We start from the raw sequence: 15087 nt of genomic DNA on the forward strand, positions 1-15087 counted from the left end.
ATTTGCCTAACAAACGGAGGTGTGCTGTGCTCGTTCTCCAATTGGCCACGGTAGATTGTTCAATAATTTTGATTCTATATAAGATGGAGCGTTCTTCAGCTCAAGTTACATAGAATGCCACCAGAGTCGTTATGGAGAGGCATCCGCCTGTCTGCCATCCTCATAACCTTTCGCAAATCCAGCTTTAAAGTCTTCCATGTAGGAATGATCATACCCATGGTCATGGACTTGAGATAAAGGCCGGGATCTGCCGACCCCAGGCCTGGAGCTGTAACGGTCACCGGCACGATGGCGCTTGCCTTTCTTGCCATGACGGCGTTTACTGCCTGATGACTTCAGGCTACGCAGCCTCTTTGCGAATGACTTCTTCCGTGCCATTTGTGATGTCTTACGATGATTCCTAACGGATAATGCCGTGTTCATGCCGAATCCTCCTGCAAGGTTCAATTCGTAGCTTCTAACCCGGCCTCATTGTAAGATAGTTGGCACTCGGATGTTATCCAGGGCGATGCCGGACTGCCTACTTTGTACCGATTTAACGGAATGCCTGTCAACATTTCAGTCATCACGGATTGATAGCCGACAAGCAGCCGAATATTCTCCGCGAGCGTGCGCGCGGTTGTTTCCGAATGTGCCGTAACCTCTGCGATACTTTCCAAAATACTTGCCAGCGCTTGCTGACTTCTAGCAATGGATGATACCATAGCAATCTTAGCCTCATGTTCCCGCTGTATGCGCGCGATCATGAGTCCGTGTCTCCGAAATCGAATGAATCAAATCCCATGGTGTCATCTTGTTCAGCTTCCGTTCCGAGAATAATTCGCAGATTTCGGCACAGACCGGAGCCTATTTTCGTCAAACCCTCGATTTGCTCAACAATTTGCTCGTGAATGGATAGCGAATCCTTCAACTCTCCCTTGGAACGAGGATATTGAGTCAAGACCCATCGACAAACCTTTTCGGCTTCTACCGCTTTCCCTTGAAGAATGAGATAGGTATTATATTGAATAGTAACGGATGCATCGAGAATCCGCATGAACGATTCCTCTTTACTCACATACATTCCCCCTTAACCAACGAAGTCGGATCCCATTATTCTTCACCTTGCTCGGTCGCTTTAAGTTCTTTCATTACGATTTCCAAACTGTCTGCCGATGTTTGTTGTAGGTCGGCCATGGCATTCAAATAAGCAGTAATGCTGCTATTGACTTGTTCCACCTGGGATCCTGACGATCGGCTTCCTAATAATTGTCCCCCTAACGATGGTCCTTCTCGTGAATTTGGTTCTTCGGAGGTTTGGATTTCATGATTGGGTAATGAATGTATAATTTGAGCCATGCGGACTGCTGCATGACGTTGAGCTTCTAGAATGCGCGCTAACTGCCGCTGGGAGTGCGAAAGGTGTTCGACCATATCATCAATTTTTTTCTCCACGACATAACTCTCCTTCGCTCATCATATTTTTCAACATATGCTTCGACAAGCTTTCTGGTGCCATGAATAATGCCGTCTTTCGAATCAGGTGAATAGATCCTTAGCCTGCAGCATCGTTCTATATTGCTGTGGAACACGTCCTAACCATTCGCTTATGCTTTCCTGTAATGATGGACTCCCTTCATCTAGTCCTCCAACATCCGATAACAGCTCCGGGCGGAACAGAGCACAGCACGCATTTAACCGATTATGAGTATCCACTTCATCCCTAGGCAGTATGGGGGTTCCTGACTGTGCAAAACTCACACAAACCGTTTTGATAGCGGGGGCATGTTCCAACTCATCCGTCAGACCGCCAATCCAGTTATCCATAACAGGTGTACAGCCATATAGAATAACTAACTTCTTCCCGTGTGCAGCACGAAGTGCCTTATTAAGAACAACCCCTATGCCTTGATCACTTCTCCCGACAATGTGTCGTACCGCTCCGATACGGCCGCGTACATATTGCCTTGATCCTTCCGAGGATCCGGCATCAGCGATGAGCAGCTCATATGGATGCGGCGTTAAGGCTTCGATTCTTCTGATCTTGCCAATGGCATCTTCATTTGGATCATGAATGGGGATAATGATGCTGATGCCGTCAAATGAGCAATCTCCGTTATTTTGTCCGTGTTGAACGCCATAAGAATAGCCAACGATAAATCCATCCTTCCGTCCTTCAACCGGATCAGCTTTGGGAAGAGTCGCCGATAAAGATGTCCGTAAGCGAGCGCCTCGTCTCCTCATCGTAAAAAGTCCTTCATATAAATTCCGCCTCCCGTTTCTCATCACTGCGTGAGGACCGAATAATCTTTTGGCAATTCATTTCTATTGTATGTTGACTTTCTCGCTCCGTGACGGCATCCGCAGGGACCATTCTATCCTCTAGACACATCATAATCTGTAATTATGTATACAACTTGATTGGAGCAGCATTACGCGAATACTGAGAGTAATACGGGGAACTCCTTAAAAATCACTTCCGCGGATGATTGGCACTTGAATCTCCGGGATGGCATCTTCAGCATGTTTACGTTTTTGATCCTCCCTGCTTACTAAAAAGGATGGGTGGAATCTCGCTTCCCCCATCCTTCTACTCCCTTATGTTTCCATCCGGCCTATTGAAATCCAGTACAACCAGCCTTCTGAAATCGTCGTACCTGCTGGTCGTGTAATTCCGATGGCCACCTCCTCATGCTGCCGTTTTCGAATGCCAGCTTGAAACACTGGATCACTGCACGATGCCACCACTACGTAATGTTCATCTTGATAAGAGGTCTGAAGCGGTACTGTAATCTCGATCGTTTCATGTTCATCAGTAAAGGTAAAGGGGATGGATCCAAACTGCTGAAGTAAAGGGATGTCAGGTATCCCATGAACCGGATTAAATGAAAGATGACTCGGTTGAACCGACTCAAGTGCTAGTTTGGAAGATATGATGGATTCGGATGACAAATGAATACTGTGTATGGCATAATCCTCAATCGCCTCACTTCTTACACTACGATGCTGCAGATGGGAAGCACCGATTACATCATCGGTCAACGCGTGATCCATCATACCCTTCTCTAAATCTGACCAGTTGGCGGAAGTTCCTCTGATGGCCATCTTCTTATAATAGCCATCGTACCGCCGAAAGGGCCTTCCCCTTCTTATCCTGGTGATCCTTCTGGCTTTGTTCACTGTCGGCTCTCTCCTCTGCTTCTAATCGTTACATTCATCCTATTCAAGAGATAGGGCTACTGCCACTGCCGGTTAGATGGTTTGCATCAGGTTAGCCCATCGTTCTGCCGTATGATCCCACCTGAAACGTTGACGTACCGTTTCACGACCGGCCATTCCGATTTGTGTACGCAGATTCTCGTCTTGAAGCAATCCGTTAATCCGTTCAGCGAGTCCGCCAGGAAAATCATCTCTTTGAACCAGATAACCCGTCACACCGTTCTCCACGATCTCCGGGATACCGCCTGCGTTCGCAGCGATGACAGGAACCCCAGCTGCCATTGCTTCAACATTTACGAGTCCAAAGGCCTCCCTCGGCGCTGAGGGGACAGCCACAATATCAGCAAGCGAGTACCAGTCTGCAATCGCTGGATAAGGGACAAAGGGTCGAAAGTATACCCAATGCAAATAAGGTCCGGCAGCTTTTTTCAGTTCCCGGACATAGGCGGTTTCCCGATCAGATCCGTAAGCCGCACTTCCGATAATAAGCAATAGAACATCTGGATGCTTGTCAATAATATGTGGCAGTGCGTCAATCAGATGGTGAACCCCTTTGTCAGGAATAAGCCGTCCCGCAAACAAGATGATACGACGTCCACTCCATCCGTAATGAGCAAGCTTTGCCTCTTTTAGTGCCTTGGCAGCAGGGCTGAATGCCGGAGTAAAATGATCAAGACTAACACCAAGATGATTAATCGTGATCTTCTCCAAAAGCCAAGGATGTCTTGAAGTAATATCCTCCAGTAGAAAACGGCTGTTTACTACAATGCCGTCCATCCAGCGGGCAATGTTCCCAAAGCGCTGCTCGCTCATATATGGAGGCATAATAAATGTATTGGAATGAAGATTAAGTACAACTTTCACATCCGGCAGATGCATTTTAAGGCGCTGGGCCAGCAGCGGCCGATTGTGAACTTCAATAATATCCGGTCTCCACTTCTGAAGTCTCCGCAGCAAGGAAGGATAATAATTCGTACCAGATGGCAGGCGGTAGCACGGAACGCCGTTAATCGTGTCTTTTGAAGGGAGCCCTTTTCCCAGCACTCCGAATATGCGCACATCCATGGTACTCTGTGCCAATGGAATGGTCTGCTCCACTACCCGCTCGACGGAGCTGCTCCTCCCCGATGGAATAACAAACGATCCCGGCGTCACAACCGCCACCTTCCGCAAACCCATAACTCCACATCCTTCTCACATCTTATCTATATGAAAAACACCAGCTGATATATCAAAGGCATCAATCCCCTTGTACCAGTAGCATTTCGTTGCCTTATTCAAAAAAACGCATACCTGTCATTTGTATGGTCTGATACCTTAACATATACCGGATCAGGGTCTATTGGTGACTATTATCCAGTAAAGAATAGGCCAACCACGGGCGACACCCGTCCATCCGGGACAATCGTATGCATGCATACGATGTGGTACAAAGACTACATGATCTGTGGTAACAAGGAGGATGACCATGCATCTGGAATATGTCGGCATTCTGCTCAACAACAATACGTATCGCAGAATTTCCAGCGGGGAAATCGGCACTGAATCACTGACCAACTATGAAGAAGCTGCTGCCGTGAACGGGTTGGTTCCTTGTTTTTTTACCATTCATCATATTTCACTAGAGACTGGAAAGGTGACTGGTTTTATTCCGGCTCCAACTGGATATTCCCGAGTGCATGTTCCCATCCCGCGTGTTGTTCATATGAGAGCCATTTTTCATAAGACACATGAGCAGGCGCTGATTGACCAGCTAATCAACCGCGGGATATTTGTTTATAATGGACGTACGCGTTACGGTAAAAACGTCATACATCATATGCTGGAGCAGGACCAGGGGATATCACCATCCCTGCCTCATACGGTTAAAGCTACCCCCGCCTCGATTCACTCCATGCTTAGTCAGCACGGGGATCTCGTTCTAAAGCCATGCAATGGAAGCATCGGGGTTGGTATTATGCGATTGAAAGGTAACTTCCTACGCAGTCAATTCACTTACTCCCGCTCATTACCATCGGCCAAGGGGTGGAGAACGGTTACCCTGCCGCCCGGAAAGCTCCATCCCCTGATCTATCAGCGGATCAGGAAAGCTCCATTCCTTGTACAGCAGCGCATTCCGCTTGCCGAATTTGATGACCGCCCCTTTGATATCAGAGTTACCGTTCAGCGCGGGGGAAGCGGGCGCTGGGAGGTCGCCGGCATGTTTGCAAAAACATCGGCCCCACGAACGTTTGTCTCCAACATTGCTCAAGGCGGCTCAGCCTATCGGGTACCGGACATACTATCCCGCTGTATGCCTGGTGTACCTGTCGGGCCAACCATAGAACGAATCGCTGAGTTTTCCCTCCACATCGCCAAGACGCTGTCCTTGTTTATTCCGTTTGCCGCTGATTTTGGAATGGATATTGGCATTACAGAGGATGGAAAGCTCTATTTCATTGAATGCAATGGCTGCGATCAACGTTATGGTTTTTTGGAGGCTGGTATGGCTGATGCATGGAAATGCTCATACCACAATCCAATGGCCTTTGCCCGTTATCTCTATGATAACGGTGTCTGGCCGCATTATTGAATTGCAAAAAACCAGCTTCTCCCTAAAGATCAGGGAGAAGCTGGTTTTTCACGATTTTAATGAGGTACCTGGGACTTAAAATCCCCTTTACTGGACTGATCGGCATGATAGAATAAAAGATCCCCGTCCATCAGAGAAAACCGCTTACCATACGGATCGTTATACGTGCGGCTGTACCCTTCAAGCTGCCATTGATTCATGAGTGGGCCATGAATGTATTGCAGATGGGGTTTGGTCGTATTGCCCTCCCGGATCGTCTCAATATTGAAATTGACCACGATATACCCTTTTTTTAAAAAAATCGGTGATTTCTCGTCCAGTCGGTTAGTCCGTCCATAAGCGGCCAGGTCGGTCCCTTTCTTCACCACGTATACGTCGGCAGGAAGACTGTATTCACCATACCAGCGCTGTACAGCCGCGTTGGCCCGCTCCGTATCAACGGAGGCAGGCAATCCTGACTTCGGGCCGATCAGTGTGCGCATTTCGAATGGCAGCAGCATCCAGTCGAGTCGCCCTACCCAGGTTTTACTCTTGCTGATCTTCTCCAAGTACTGCTTCATATAGGCGGCCGGGGACATCCCCGCCGGGGCTCCGCCGCGGTTGTACAAATACGATGCGGTATCCTGCAGCTCGTCTTGCGGAACATTGCGCAGCCTTTCATTCAGAATGACATAACGCTTCTCCGTGTCCTGCGGGGAACCGATCCGAATGAACTTCCGATTTCCGCTGTGGTAATACAGATCAACGGGCTGCCGTCCGCTGCCGTCTTGATTAACGAAGTAAAAACTCGGTGTAATTGAAATGCCGTCTTGTGCACCAAACATATTGCCCTTCGTCTTCAAATCGAATTTGAAATGGTAGCCTGTCTTTACGGCTGCATTCTTATATCCCTGTGCCGGATGCTTGCCCGGTGCGATGGGAAGTGTGTACGGCAGTAAGTTCCCGCGTGCACCGCCGTCAATATCGCGAAGTCCTGTCCAATAGGATGCGCCGGTTGATGCGGCATTCCCTTTTTGTTTGCGGAAGACCGTCTCCCAGTTATAATCGGCAATATCCGTGATATGGAAATCATATACGCGCCCGATCACTTCAACCGGTTCAATATCCGTAGCCACATGGTGAGCCAAATCCAGGTTCGCGCTGGGCTGTGTCGTAAAGTCGGAAGGAGCGTTCTCCGCAATCGTACGGAAGTATACCTGATAATCACCCTCATCCACCCATACCGGCAGGAAAAACTCCGTGTCCAGCTGAGCCGTCGGGATTGTGATCCAGGTGTCTTTGGGATAAAAGGTGCTCCTGTCGCTGCTGTAGACATCGAACGGAAAATAGACCTGCTTCGATCTTACATATTTCGCATAGTCTCGATCTCCGTATCCCTGGATATTCCGATGCTGACCCGAGGTAGGAATACGTACCGTAAACGGCCGATCCAAGATGAATGCAGACCGGTTTGGGTTCGGGGTCGTCTTCTGGTTGTGGGCCTGATCATCCGTCACCGACGAATAATTGACTACCGGCGTATGGACGGTGACGGTGTTAATGGCATTGACCGAAAATGATTGATTAGACCCGCCATTAATGTTGCCGGGTATGAGATCATATTTAATCGTCCCTGTGCTCGTCGTATTCGCTTTATTCAATAACGTATTGCTAATGAGATAGTTTCTGCCGTATAGGACGTCTCTTTGAATCGTCGCAGCCGGAGGAATGATCCCTGGTGTTGATGCCGTCCCTTGCGCCCAGCTGTCACTCATTACGGTAGATCCGTTAAACAGGACTCTATCGTTTTTCACTTGGTTTTGACCTACAGCCGACTCCGCTACGGATGTAAAATTCGTTGTCGGTACTGCTGGCCTGCTCGAACCGCCTGAAACGGTTTCCGTCCCTAAATCCACTTCTTCGCATGATGCAGGCTCCACATGATCGTCAACATTCGCGCTATGATCGGATGTAAGGACAGGAGGGGTGTAACCGGTTGGAGTAAGGCTCACTGTACCACCCAATGCATAATTGCTAACGGTTGTTTTGGCTAACTTATAAACCTCCAGATTATCGATTTGCCAGTAGGAATACGGCCTCGTTATCGTAACTTGTTCTTCTACCTGAACCTCTTCTTCCATGGGTTCATCTGGCGTGCCGGGATCATCCGGACCCGAGCTTGGTTCACCCGGTATCGTCCAGGTGAGAATGTACGTCTTTTTGACGGGGACGGTGTAGGTGATGTCCCCCAACATGTTCGCCCATTGGTTCTTGTACAGATAATTGAGTCCGAAAACATTGACGTATAAGGATTCCGAAGTCGGTATCCCGTCCAGAACATCAAACTTTTCAGCGTCTCGATTGTCCGCCTTAATTACGCCCGTTGCCACAGGGTCCATAACCGTATGCGATGAAACAATTCCCTTTCTCGCAGCACCGATTTGGATTCCGCATGTGTTGGGTGGGCCACCTGGTCCTCCCGGATCTCCTCCACCAGTATTCCCACAAGACGAGCCTGTCCCAACCTGAATCGAGGTATCGTCGGTTTCATCCAGTGCCTGGGCTGCATCTTTAAAATGAGCCGTAATCGTCGCTTGCCCCGTCGTTGCTACGGCTGTCACTACACCTGAGGCATTGATAGTCATGACACTGCTATCCGAGCTTCGCCAGGTCAACTTGTCGTGTCTTTGCAGATTGTATGTACTTCCATCCACCTTCGTTAATTTCGCTGTGAGCTGAATGGTACCCGACGGTGGCACGCACGTCGCGCCTGTGATTTCTAAGCCTGATGTTCCATCTGCAAAGGTGGCTCGAAGGAGTTTGTCTTTGTACATGTAAGTGTAAGAATCAAAGTCGACGAAAAACTTCGAGAAGTACCAAACTTGCTTCGCACCAGGATTTGCCCAGTATCGATTGTAGGTGTCGTTATTGAATGTCTGGGAGAAGTTAATAATTATCACATCTAGGTCGCTATTATTATTTTCTACTTTTGCAACTTCTCCACCAACAGTACTTGGATCTGTTCTTCCAGTTGTACCATGAACGTCAGGAATCTCAGTTGTAAAGTCAATTCGCGTATTGGAAGCTGAAACTTCATTGGATATAGCTCCACTACGAATCCAGGTCCTATGCAAAGAGTTTCCGGGTTCCTCTATTAGAAATGCTTCTGTACGATTAATTTTTGCTTCCAGTTTTGGATCAGTACATCCTGGATATTTCGGCAATTGACGCCCCTGAATGGTTTCTTTTTCAACGACGACATTACATCTCGGGTCATTATTATCCATAATTAATCCTGTTGTACTTGATGCTTTCCAAATCTGCCCATAGCCATTCCCCGCATCGTTAACAGACCATCTATCCCAATAATATACTCCTCCATAATTTGAGTTATCTCTTGATCGTACCTTTAATTTTGTCCCACTTAACTTATCCTTCCCAGTCCATGTTGTTGAGCCCGGCGTAAAACCTTTGATAGGTCTAATAGGTGTATTTGTTGATTTGTTGACCCATTCAATTTTCTTAATAACTTTTCCTGCAGGTGCATTCACAGTAATATTTTTGGTTTCTAATTCCTTCTTAGCAGAGAATATGTAACCGCTGTACTCATAATCTTTAGAATCAGTATCGAAATCATAGATTATTTCCTGTGTAATATCATTAGCTGCATTGACTACTTCTAATTCAATAGGAATATACCATGATAACAGAGAAATCAATATTAATACGATTAACACCTTTATTTTCTTCATAGTTACGGTCCTTAGCGGATAAGAATTGAACTAGAAAGAGTACTTTGATATAAAGGAGCACCCGCTGAAATGGTTGATGCTAATAAATTTAATGATCCTGCCGTACTGAACCCTGACTTAGGAATTACAAGACCATAAATTTGTTTCCTATGGTCTTTTGATTCTATTGGATAAGCCATATTAAGTTCTGTAATATTGGGCTTACCGTTATAACCGGTTATTGATAGGCTCAATCGATTAAAAGGATACAATTTAGGCTTCTTATTCACTACATAGTGGGATTTTAAAATGATAACGTAAGCTTGCAGATCATCTGTAAAAATATTTGATTTCGCTCCAAATACCCAAACCAGCTTCTCTTTACTAGGAAGAAGCTTACGATTTGGATCTTTGGGGTCGTTCCAATCAATTGCTATTAGTTCATCTACTTGCGCTACAACGGACCCATCCGGTGCACCGAATTGCAGCTTCGATAGCTTCCATGAATCGATACCTACATTTTTGTTATTGTTATCCGGCCCATTAAAAATCTCCGGTGCCACCGAGAAAATATTTGTCTTATGCCAATACACTTCAGCTGCAGCTACAGCATATTTATCAACGGGGAGCTCCTTGCCGCTTTTTACTTGAAGCAAACGCTCTATAACCGCAATGGCCTGAGCCCTTGTCGTAGTGCCCGTAGGCGATATTACGCCAGACGCGGTCCCCGATATGATGCCATCCTTGGATGCAAGATACATCCACTGCTTGTCCTCCACATTCTTATATCCCAGCGCTTTTATCGCTAGCTTAGCCATCTCTTCACGCGTCATTCGTTCCGTCAAGTTACTGTTTCCGAAATCTCCGGCCTTATAGATTCCTGCCGATTCTGCGGAAGCCACGTAAGGAGCATACCAGGAACCTGAACTTAAGGAAGCCACCTCAATATCCATAGCTGAAACCGCCATCTTAATAAATTCCGCTCGGGTTACCTGTTTGTTAGGCAGGAATCTTTTATCCGGATAACCATCGACATAACCTCGTTGTATTGCATCTTGAATAGCTGTCTGGGCCCAGTGGCCTTGAATATCCGTAAAATGGCTCGTCTTCGTCTCACGAGACTCCGCCATTTTGTCTGCGTTGCTCACTTGCGCTGCCTCCACCGTGTTCAGATAGAAGCTTCCGACAAACAGGGATAATGCTGTTAATACACTGATCGAGATCTTCTTCATAAATATCCTCCTATACAAGTTGTGGAATAAAACCTATGCCATTGCTCCATATCTCCTTCCTACGCCCTTGCTTAGGGACATCTACCGCCGTCTCTCATAATTGCACATCCATTACATTTTTGGATGGATGAGAGAAATTATAGTTATATTATCATATAATCATCTATTTTGGTATAATATTCCTATCCTGATTCTAATTCACTACTACATTCGCATCTCCACATGACCGTGGTTAATTCCTCATAAACTGATAAAAACCTCGACGATAGTCACATGAACATGTGTCCTTTCGTTCGAGGTTTAATTGTTACATGTAGTGGAACCGTTATAAACCGGTGGAGGATTCATCCCGGTCCCCGGCCTGAATTTCAGCTTTTTCCGCGCTTTGCTTATATACAGCAGCCAATACCTTCTCATAAGCGCTTTCAAATTCATCGGGCAGCATCGGCTTGATTTGTTCCAATATGGTTAACAGTTTAAATAACGCCTGTACCTCCTCTTCCGTTAAACCAAGCGGGTACATTGCAAAATGCCCGATAAATGTGTAGCCTCGGCCTCGGCCTTGGTGAGTGATGGGAATATGCATGGCGCTGAGGGCATCCATATCCCGATAAATGGTTCTTTCACTGGTTCCACAACGTTCGGCAAGCTCTCGAGCCAGTATACCTGGTCTTGCTTGTACAAGGGTAATGATTCTCATTAGTCGGATCAGTCGGTCTGTCATATGGCATTCTCCCTATCTTTCTAGTAAATTAGACATACTTTTCTTGACTATCAAATAGTACATTCGACCCTGAAATCATTTTTCCTTTTTTATATACAGATTCTTCATTCCTAGTTAATTTTTAAGTCTAAAGTCCCTATTTCTATTCGCATTTTCAGAAGATCATTGCCGATATGTATCCAGATACAAACCAATTAGTTGATAAAGGGTCTCTGCCTCCTTCAAATAATCCGCATCCCGAAATCGGATTGCGTATAAAAGCATCTCATCTGCCTGTCTACGAATCATTTCTTCCCCTAGAGCCAGCTTTCCCCGTTCCAGCTCTCCTCTAGCCTGTTCCAGAATGGAAGCATTCTGGTATAACTTCAGCACCTTCTCAACGCGATAATCTGCCCTTCGGTATTTCAACGCCGTATGATTGCTGAATTGGAGCGGAATCGTTCGAGATGGCTGCAAAATCACCTTCCGCTTCTGAACATCCATATATGTCCATAGAGCGGTAATAATGGGATACACCCCCGATTGCCTAGCTCCGACACTTAGCTCAAGAACCAACTGTTTGGATCTCCCTTCCGACAAAGAGCCTAAAGACAACGAAATGTTACGATCATTCAATATCTCACCATGGCATCCATACATATGCTCCACTTGAACGCGTTCCCCTAATTGAAGGTGTAGCTGGACATCTTCAGCCATGAACTGATTAAAGCCATGGAACTGCGTTTTTTGCTTTAACACACCAGCCCTCCACTCGATAAGCAGAAAGACCTGACTAGTGGCCCCAGCGAATACATGGCTGTGGCTCCATGTAAAATCCGAAAACAAGCCAGACTGCAATACATCCACCTCTTTCCTCTTCTTCTAATAATGTACCAATACAGATGGACATCTTACTGTCATGGAACATATGTTCCTATTATGAATTCGACAAAAAAAGACCACAGCCCTAGCAGCTGCGGTCTTTTAGATATGCAGATTTTTGTCAGATGTCGGCTAAGGAAGCCTTTTACTACCTTGAAATTGACTTATTCCTACAATAAAACGGTCTGTACAATCGCAAGGATTAAAACATAAATGCCTAAAGCAATCCCTATAAATTTAATCCATTGGCTTGATCCAATGCGGTACAATTCGATAACAGCTGCGCAGTTCGCTGCCAATCCCGTCATTAAAGCAAATACAAGGATGAGGGATGCCAGCTTTAACGACATGAAACTGATCAATCCACTTACGATAAGCGCCGCTCCGAACGGCAGCTGAAAAGAGCCGATCTTCGCAATGAATTCCTTTATGTCAAGCTTCTGCTTCGTAACCATATTGCCCGTAAACCAGAAGGAACCTAATAAAATAACGGTTGAGAACAACCCCATTAAAAGCGCCCGGTTCCCCATGCCGAAATTACTTAACACGGCCGACATCATGCCCAAGCCGGAATAGATAAGCTGCTTAAATCCAAGGCCGAACAACCAAAAGCCGATGATACTGGAAGCCATCCCGATGAGGCCGTAGATTAAACCAGTCTGATCTCCCCGCATGTTCAAAGCACTCATCGGATTTTTCAATAAGTTCTTCAGGACCTGGCCATCGACTTGAAAGGTTGAGGCAGTCTTGGCATCTGAAGCTCCAGATGATGAGGACGCTGTACGCTCTGGTCCCAGCTCCGCCGCTGACGCCGTGTATTTCATAGAATTCGCTGCGATGTCGTCAACGCATTGATGTGCGACGCCTACCGTTAATTTCTTGCCGCAATGTGTACAAAATGCCATTTCTTCAAAACCCCTTCTCACCTATTATGGGTTATGTATATTGGTTCATGTTACAACCTAGTATAAAGGAAAATTGTATAAATTTGTAATGAAATCTTCCATAAACCGTCATATTCAGACGAATTCATTGTTTTGTAACGCAAAAAAACCGGAGGTGTTCTCCGGATTTTAAAGGCTGTGCTTTCATATAAAGGGTCTATTAACCTATTTCTGCTGCCGAAACGGGCTTAGTATTTCCCATATGTCTTGGTGTATGTTGAATGGGAGCGTACGTTACTTTATCAATTAATAATCCGTTACCCACGGGTTTTCCATTCACTGTAATCATAATTTTCTTCACGTTGTTATCTTTCATCATGATCGAAATCTCCTTTTATCTACTAGTTCATTTATGATAATTCGTAGGGGATGGCTTGATAGGCGCTTACTTACATACATTACCCTTTACATGAGCAAGTTAAACAACTTGGCCTGCTAATAGATTCACTTCCACCGCAAATGTGGGTAATATATATTAATAGAAACCTGTCGGAATCTAATTCGTATTTACTATAAATAATCGAATGGTGGTGATCCCTCTTGCATAAGCCGACAAAATCCAAGCTAATTCAACTTTCTCTCATATTGCTGGTGGCGGGGATCGCGCTGCCGGCCGGTGGACGGACCGCCAGCGCCAATTACTTTAACAATATGTATGATGATATCCAGCAGTTCTCCGGACTGCCCGATGAAATAAACCAGCTCAAGAACAACTATAACCAAGCCCTGCAGGAACTTGATAAAGCCATGATCGCTTCCGAACAGCTGCAGCAGCAAAATCTAACCCTGGCGGAACAGAACTCCAATCTCGCGGAGCAGAACCAGCAATTAACCCAAATGGTAAGCCAGCTTCAGGAGGCTGAAGCCGCGCGAAATCGCGGGGCGGAACGTTTAAAGACCGTAGCGATTACCGCCGTGGCATTGGCTGCCGGATACTTTGTCATCATTCGCTTCCTGCGATTCGGCATGCGCCGAACGAACCGATCTAAATAGGACAAGTTCTGAGCCAGATCCCCACCATTCAACCCAGGTAAAAGGAGGCGCGGCCATGATTATTCGAATGGAAGAGGCAGCCGGCAGCGGAGCGGGACAAGCGGTCACGTTCTCCCTGACTGAAGGGGACACAGCCCACGTCCTTCATCCGGAGCAAATCGTTGCCTATCGGGGTCCCTCCTCCGGACGCAGCGACCGTCTCATGAACGTAAAAGGCATATACCGCAAGAAGAAACTGATTCGTGCCGATATTACGGGGCCCAGTCAGTTTACGGCTGCGCTCCCCTCAGGCTTCAATATGCATGAAATTCAGCTGGAAGGCGAACAGGACATGCTCTATGATTTTCGGCATGTTTTCTTTTATACTAAACATGTTACGATGCAGACACGAATCCTTAAGATCAAAAACATGTTGGTCACGCGAGACGCCATTAAGATGAAGTTTTCGGGAAACGGCAGTATCGGCATTTTGACCCAGGGTCCCGTATGTAAAGTCAAGCTGCATCCTACCGAGCCATTGTATGTGGACGCCGGGAGCATCATCGCCTATCCTGAAGCGGCCAAACTGGACCTGACCGTATATGGCAATCATCTCGCCAGCCAACATATGAACTATCACTGGAAGCTGACCGGTGACGGTTATGTGTTGTTTCAAGCAGGACGCCAGAATCAGCGGCTCGTGGACGAATTAAATGACGAGGGCATCATCAAGCGTTTTCTGAGGGAAGCAATTCCCTTTGGCGGCGTGTTTATCAAATAATCGGGCCGTGTTATAATGGAGGGCGTAATCAGACTGTATGCTGGATCTAACACCCACTGCAGTCACAAGGACAAACAGAAGACAATCCATACA

Annotated in this window: 16 protein-coding genes; 3 read left to right on the plus strand and 13 right to left on the minus strand. The window is 46.5% G+C overall.

Annotated features, from left to right (window positions below):
* Positions 1-129: 129 nt before the first annotated feature.
* The 7 genes from J7E85_RS16705 to J7E85_RS16735 all read right to left on the minus strand — a co-directional run bounded on the left by J7E85_RS16705 (position 130) and on the right by J7E85_RS16735 (position 4377).
* Positions 130-423, minus strand: coding sequence for a hypothetical protein (locus J7E85_RS16705; RefSeq protein WP_215159628.1), 294 nt, complete (start codon positions 421-423; stop codon positions 130-132).
* 20 nt (positions 424-443) lie between these two features.
* Positions 444-746, minus strand: coding sequence for a hypothetical protein (locus J7E85_RS16710; protein WP_215159631.1), 303 nt, complete (start codon positions 744-746; stop codon positions 444-446).
* Complete coding sequence (locus J7E85_RS16715) at positions 743-1057, minus strand: alpha-helical endospore appendage domain-containing protein (RefSeq protein ID WP_215159633.1); 315 nt, start codon at positions 1055-1057, stop codon at positions 743-745. The genes J7E85_RS16710 and J7E85_RS16715 overlap by 4 nt, the downstream gene beginning before the upstream one ends.
* 35 nt (positions 1058-1092) lie before the next feature.
* The gene (locus tag J7E85_RS16720) at positions 1093-1434 is read right to left on the minus strand and encodes a nucleoside-diphosphate sugar epimerase (RefSeq protein WP_083659676.1); all 342 of its coding nucleotides are present in this window, start codon (positions 1432-1434) and stop codon (positions 1093-1095) included.
* Positions 1435-1518: 84 nt separating this feature from the next.
* The gene (locus tag J7E85_RS16725) at positions 1519-2223 is read right to left on the minus strand and encodes a glycosyltransferase family 2 protein (RefSeq protein ID WP_215159635.1); all 705 of its coding nucleotides are present in this window, start codon (positions 2221-2223) and stop codon (positions 1519-1521) included.
* Between the two features lie 354 nt (positions 2224-2577).
* Complete coding sequence (locus J7E85_RS16730) at positions 2578-3159, minus strand: WIAG-tail domain (protein ID WP_215159637.1); 582 nt, start codon at positions 3157-3159, stop codon at positions 2578-2580.
* A 72-nt stretch (positions 3160-3231) separates the two neighbouring features.
* Positions 3232-4377, minus strand: coding sequence for a glycosyltransferase family 4 protein (locus J7E85_RS16735; RefSeq protein WP_215159639.1), 1146 nt, complete (start codon positions 4375-4377; stop codon positions 3232-3234).
* Between the two features lie 289 nt (positions 4378-4666).
* Between J7E85_RS16735 and J7E85_RS16740 the strand changes: the two genes are divergently transcribed.
* On the plus strand, positions 4667-5770 hold the full coding sequence (locus J7E85_RS16740; RefSeq protein WP_215159641.1) for a YheC/YheD family endospore coat-associated protein: 1104 nt from the start codon (positions 4667-4669) through the stop codon (positions 5768-5770).
* Positions 5771-5826: 56 nt separating this feature from the next.
* Here J7E85_RS16740 and J7E85_RS16745 read toward each other — a convergent pair whose 3' ends face one another.
* From J7E85_RS16745 to J7E85_RS16770, 6 genes are all read right to left on the minus strand, one after another.
* Entirely contained in the window at positions 5827-8709 is a 2883-nt protein-coding gene (locus J7E85_RS16745; protein ID WP_353049512.1) for a DUF5704 domain-containing protein, read from the minus strand.
* Positions 8710-9512: 803 nt separating this feature from the next.
* Positions 9513-10712: an S-layer homology domain-containing protein gene (locus tag J7E85_RS16750; protein WP_215159643.1), complete on the minus strand. Its 1200-nt coding sequence runs from the start codon at positions 10710-10712 to the stop codon at positions 9513-9515.
* A gap of 325 nt (positions 10713-11037) precedes the next feature.
* Positions 11038-11436, minus strand: coding sequence for a helix-turn-helix transcriptional regulator (locus tag J7E85_RS16755; protein ID WP_076323038.1), 399 nt, complete (start codon positions 11434-11436; stop codon positions 11038-11040).
* A 162-nt stretch (positions 11437-11598) separates the two neighbouring features.
* Positions 11599-12174, minus strand: coding sequence for a hypothetical protein (locus J7E85_RS16760; RefSeq protein WP_353049513.1), 576 nt, complete (start codon positions 12172-12174; stop codon positions 11599-11601).
* Between the two features lie 293 nt (positions 12175-12467).
* Entirely contained in the window at positions 12468-13202 is a 735-nt protein-coding gene (locus tag J7E85_RS16765) for a hypothetical protein (RefSeq protein ID WP_215159646.1), read from the minus strand.
* A gap of 199 nt (positions 13203-13401) precedes the next feature.
* A complete protein-coding gene (locus J7E85_RS16770) occupies positions 13402-13560 on the minus strand; it encodes a hypothetical protein (RefSeq protein WP_215159648.1) in 159 nt (52 codons plus the stop codon).
* Positions 13561-13781: 221 nt separating this feature from the next.
* Here J7E85_RS16770 and J7E85_RS16775 point away from each other — a divergent pair, with 221 nt between their 5' ends.
* Both J7E85_RS16775 and J7E85_RS16780 read left to right on the plus strand, forming a co-directional pair.
* Entirely contained in the window at positions 13782-14234 is a 453-nt protein-coding gene (locus J7E85_RS16775; protein WP_215159650.1) for a hypothetical protein, read from the plus strand.
* A 55-nt stretch (positions 14235-14289) separates the two neighbouring features.
* Positions 14290-14994, plus strand: a complete 705-nt coding sequence (locus J7E85_RS16780) for an AIM24 family protein (protein WP_215159652.1) — start codon at positions 14290-14292, stop codon at positions 14992-14994.
* Positions 14995-15087 lie beyond the last annotated feature (93 nt).

Origin of the sequence: Paenibacillus sp. ISL-20 (assembly GCF_018613005.1) — a bacterium.
Classification (GTDB): Bacteria; Bacillota; Bacilli; order Paenibacillales; family Paenibacillaceae; genus Paenibacillus_AQ.

Bases quoted from the DNA above. Each gene is read 5' to 3' on its own strand.
- J7E85_RS16725 (WP_215159635.1), bottom strand. From the start codon at position 2,223: ATGAGGAGACGAGGCGCTCGCTTACGGACATCTTTATCGGCGACTCTT.
- J7E85_RS16755 (WP_076323038.1), bottom strand. From the start codon at position 11,436: ATGACAGACCGACTGATCCGACTAATGAGAATCATTACCCTTGTACAA.
- J7E85_RS16780 (WP_215159652.1), top strand. From the start codon at position 14,290: ATGATTATTCGAATGGAAGAGGCAGCCGGCAGCGGAGCGGGACAAGCG.
- J7E85_RS16740 (WP_215159641.1), top strand. From the start codon at position 4,667: ATGCATCTGGAATATGTCGGCATTCTGCTCAACAACAATACGTATCGC.
- J7E85_RS16710 (WP_215159631.1), bottom strand. From the start codon at position 746: ATGATCGCGCGCATACAGCGGGAACATGAGGCTAAGATTGCTATGGTA.
- J7E85_RS16705 (WP_215159628.1), bottom strand. From the start codon at position 423: ATGAACACGGCATTATCCGTTAGGAATCATCGTAAGACATCACAAATG.
- J7E85_RS16750 (WP_215159643.1), bottom strand. From the start codon at position 10,712: ATGAAGAAGATCTCGATCAGTGTATTAACAGCATTATCCCTGTTTGTC.
- J7E85_RS16765 (WP_215159646.1), bottom strand. From the start codon at position 13,202: ATGGCATTTTGTACACATTGCGGCAAGAAATTAACGGTAGGCGTCGCA.
- J7E85_RS16770 (WP_215159648.1), bottom strand. From the start codon at position 13,560: ATGATGAAAGATAACAACGTGAAGAAAATTATGATTACAGTGAATGGA.
- J7E85_RS16735 (WP_215159639.1), bottom strand. From the start codon at position 4,377: ATGGGTTTGCGGAAGGTGGCGGTTGTGACGCCGGGATCGTTTGTTATT.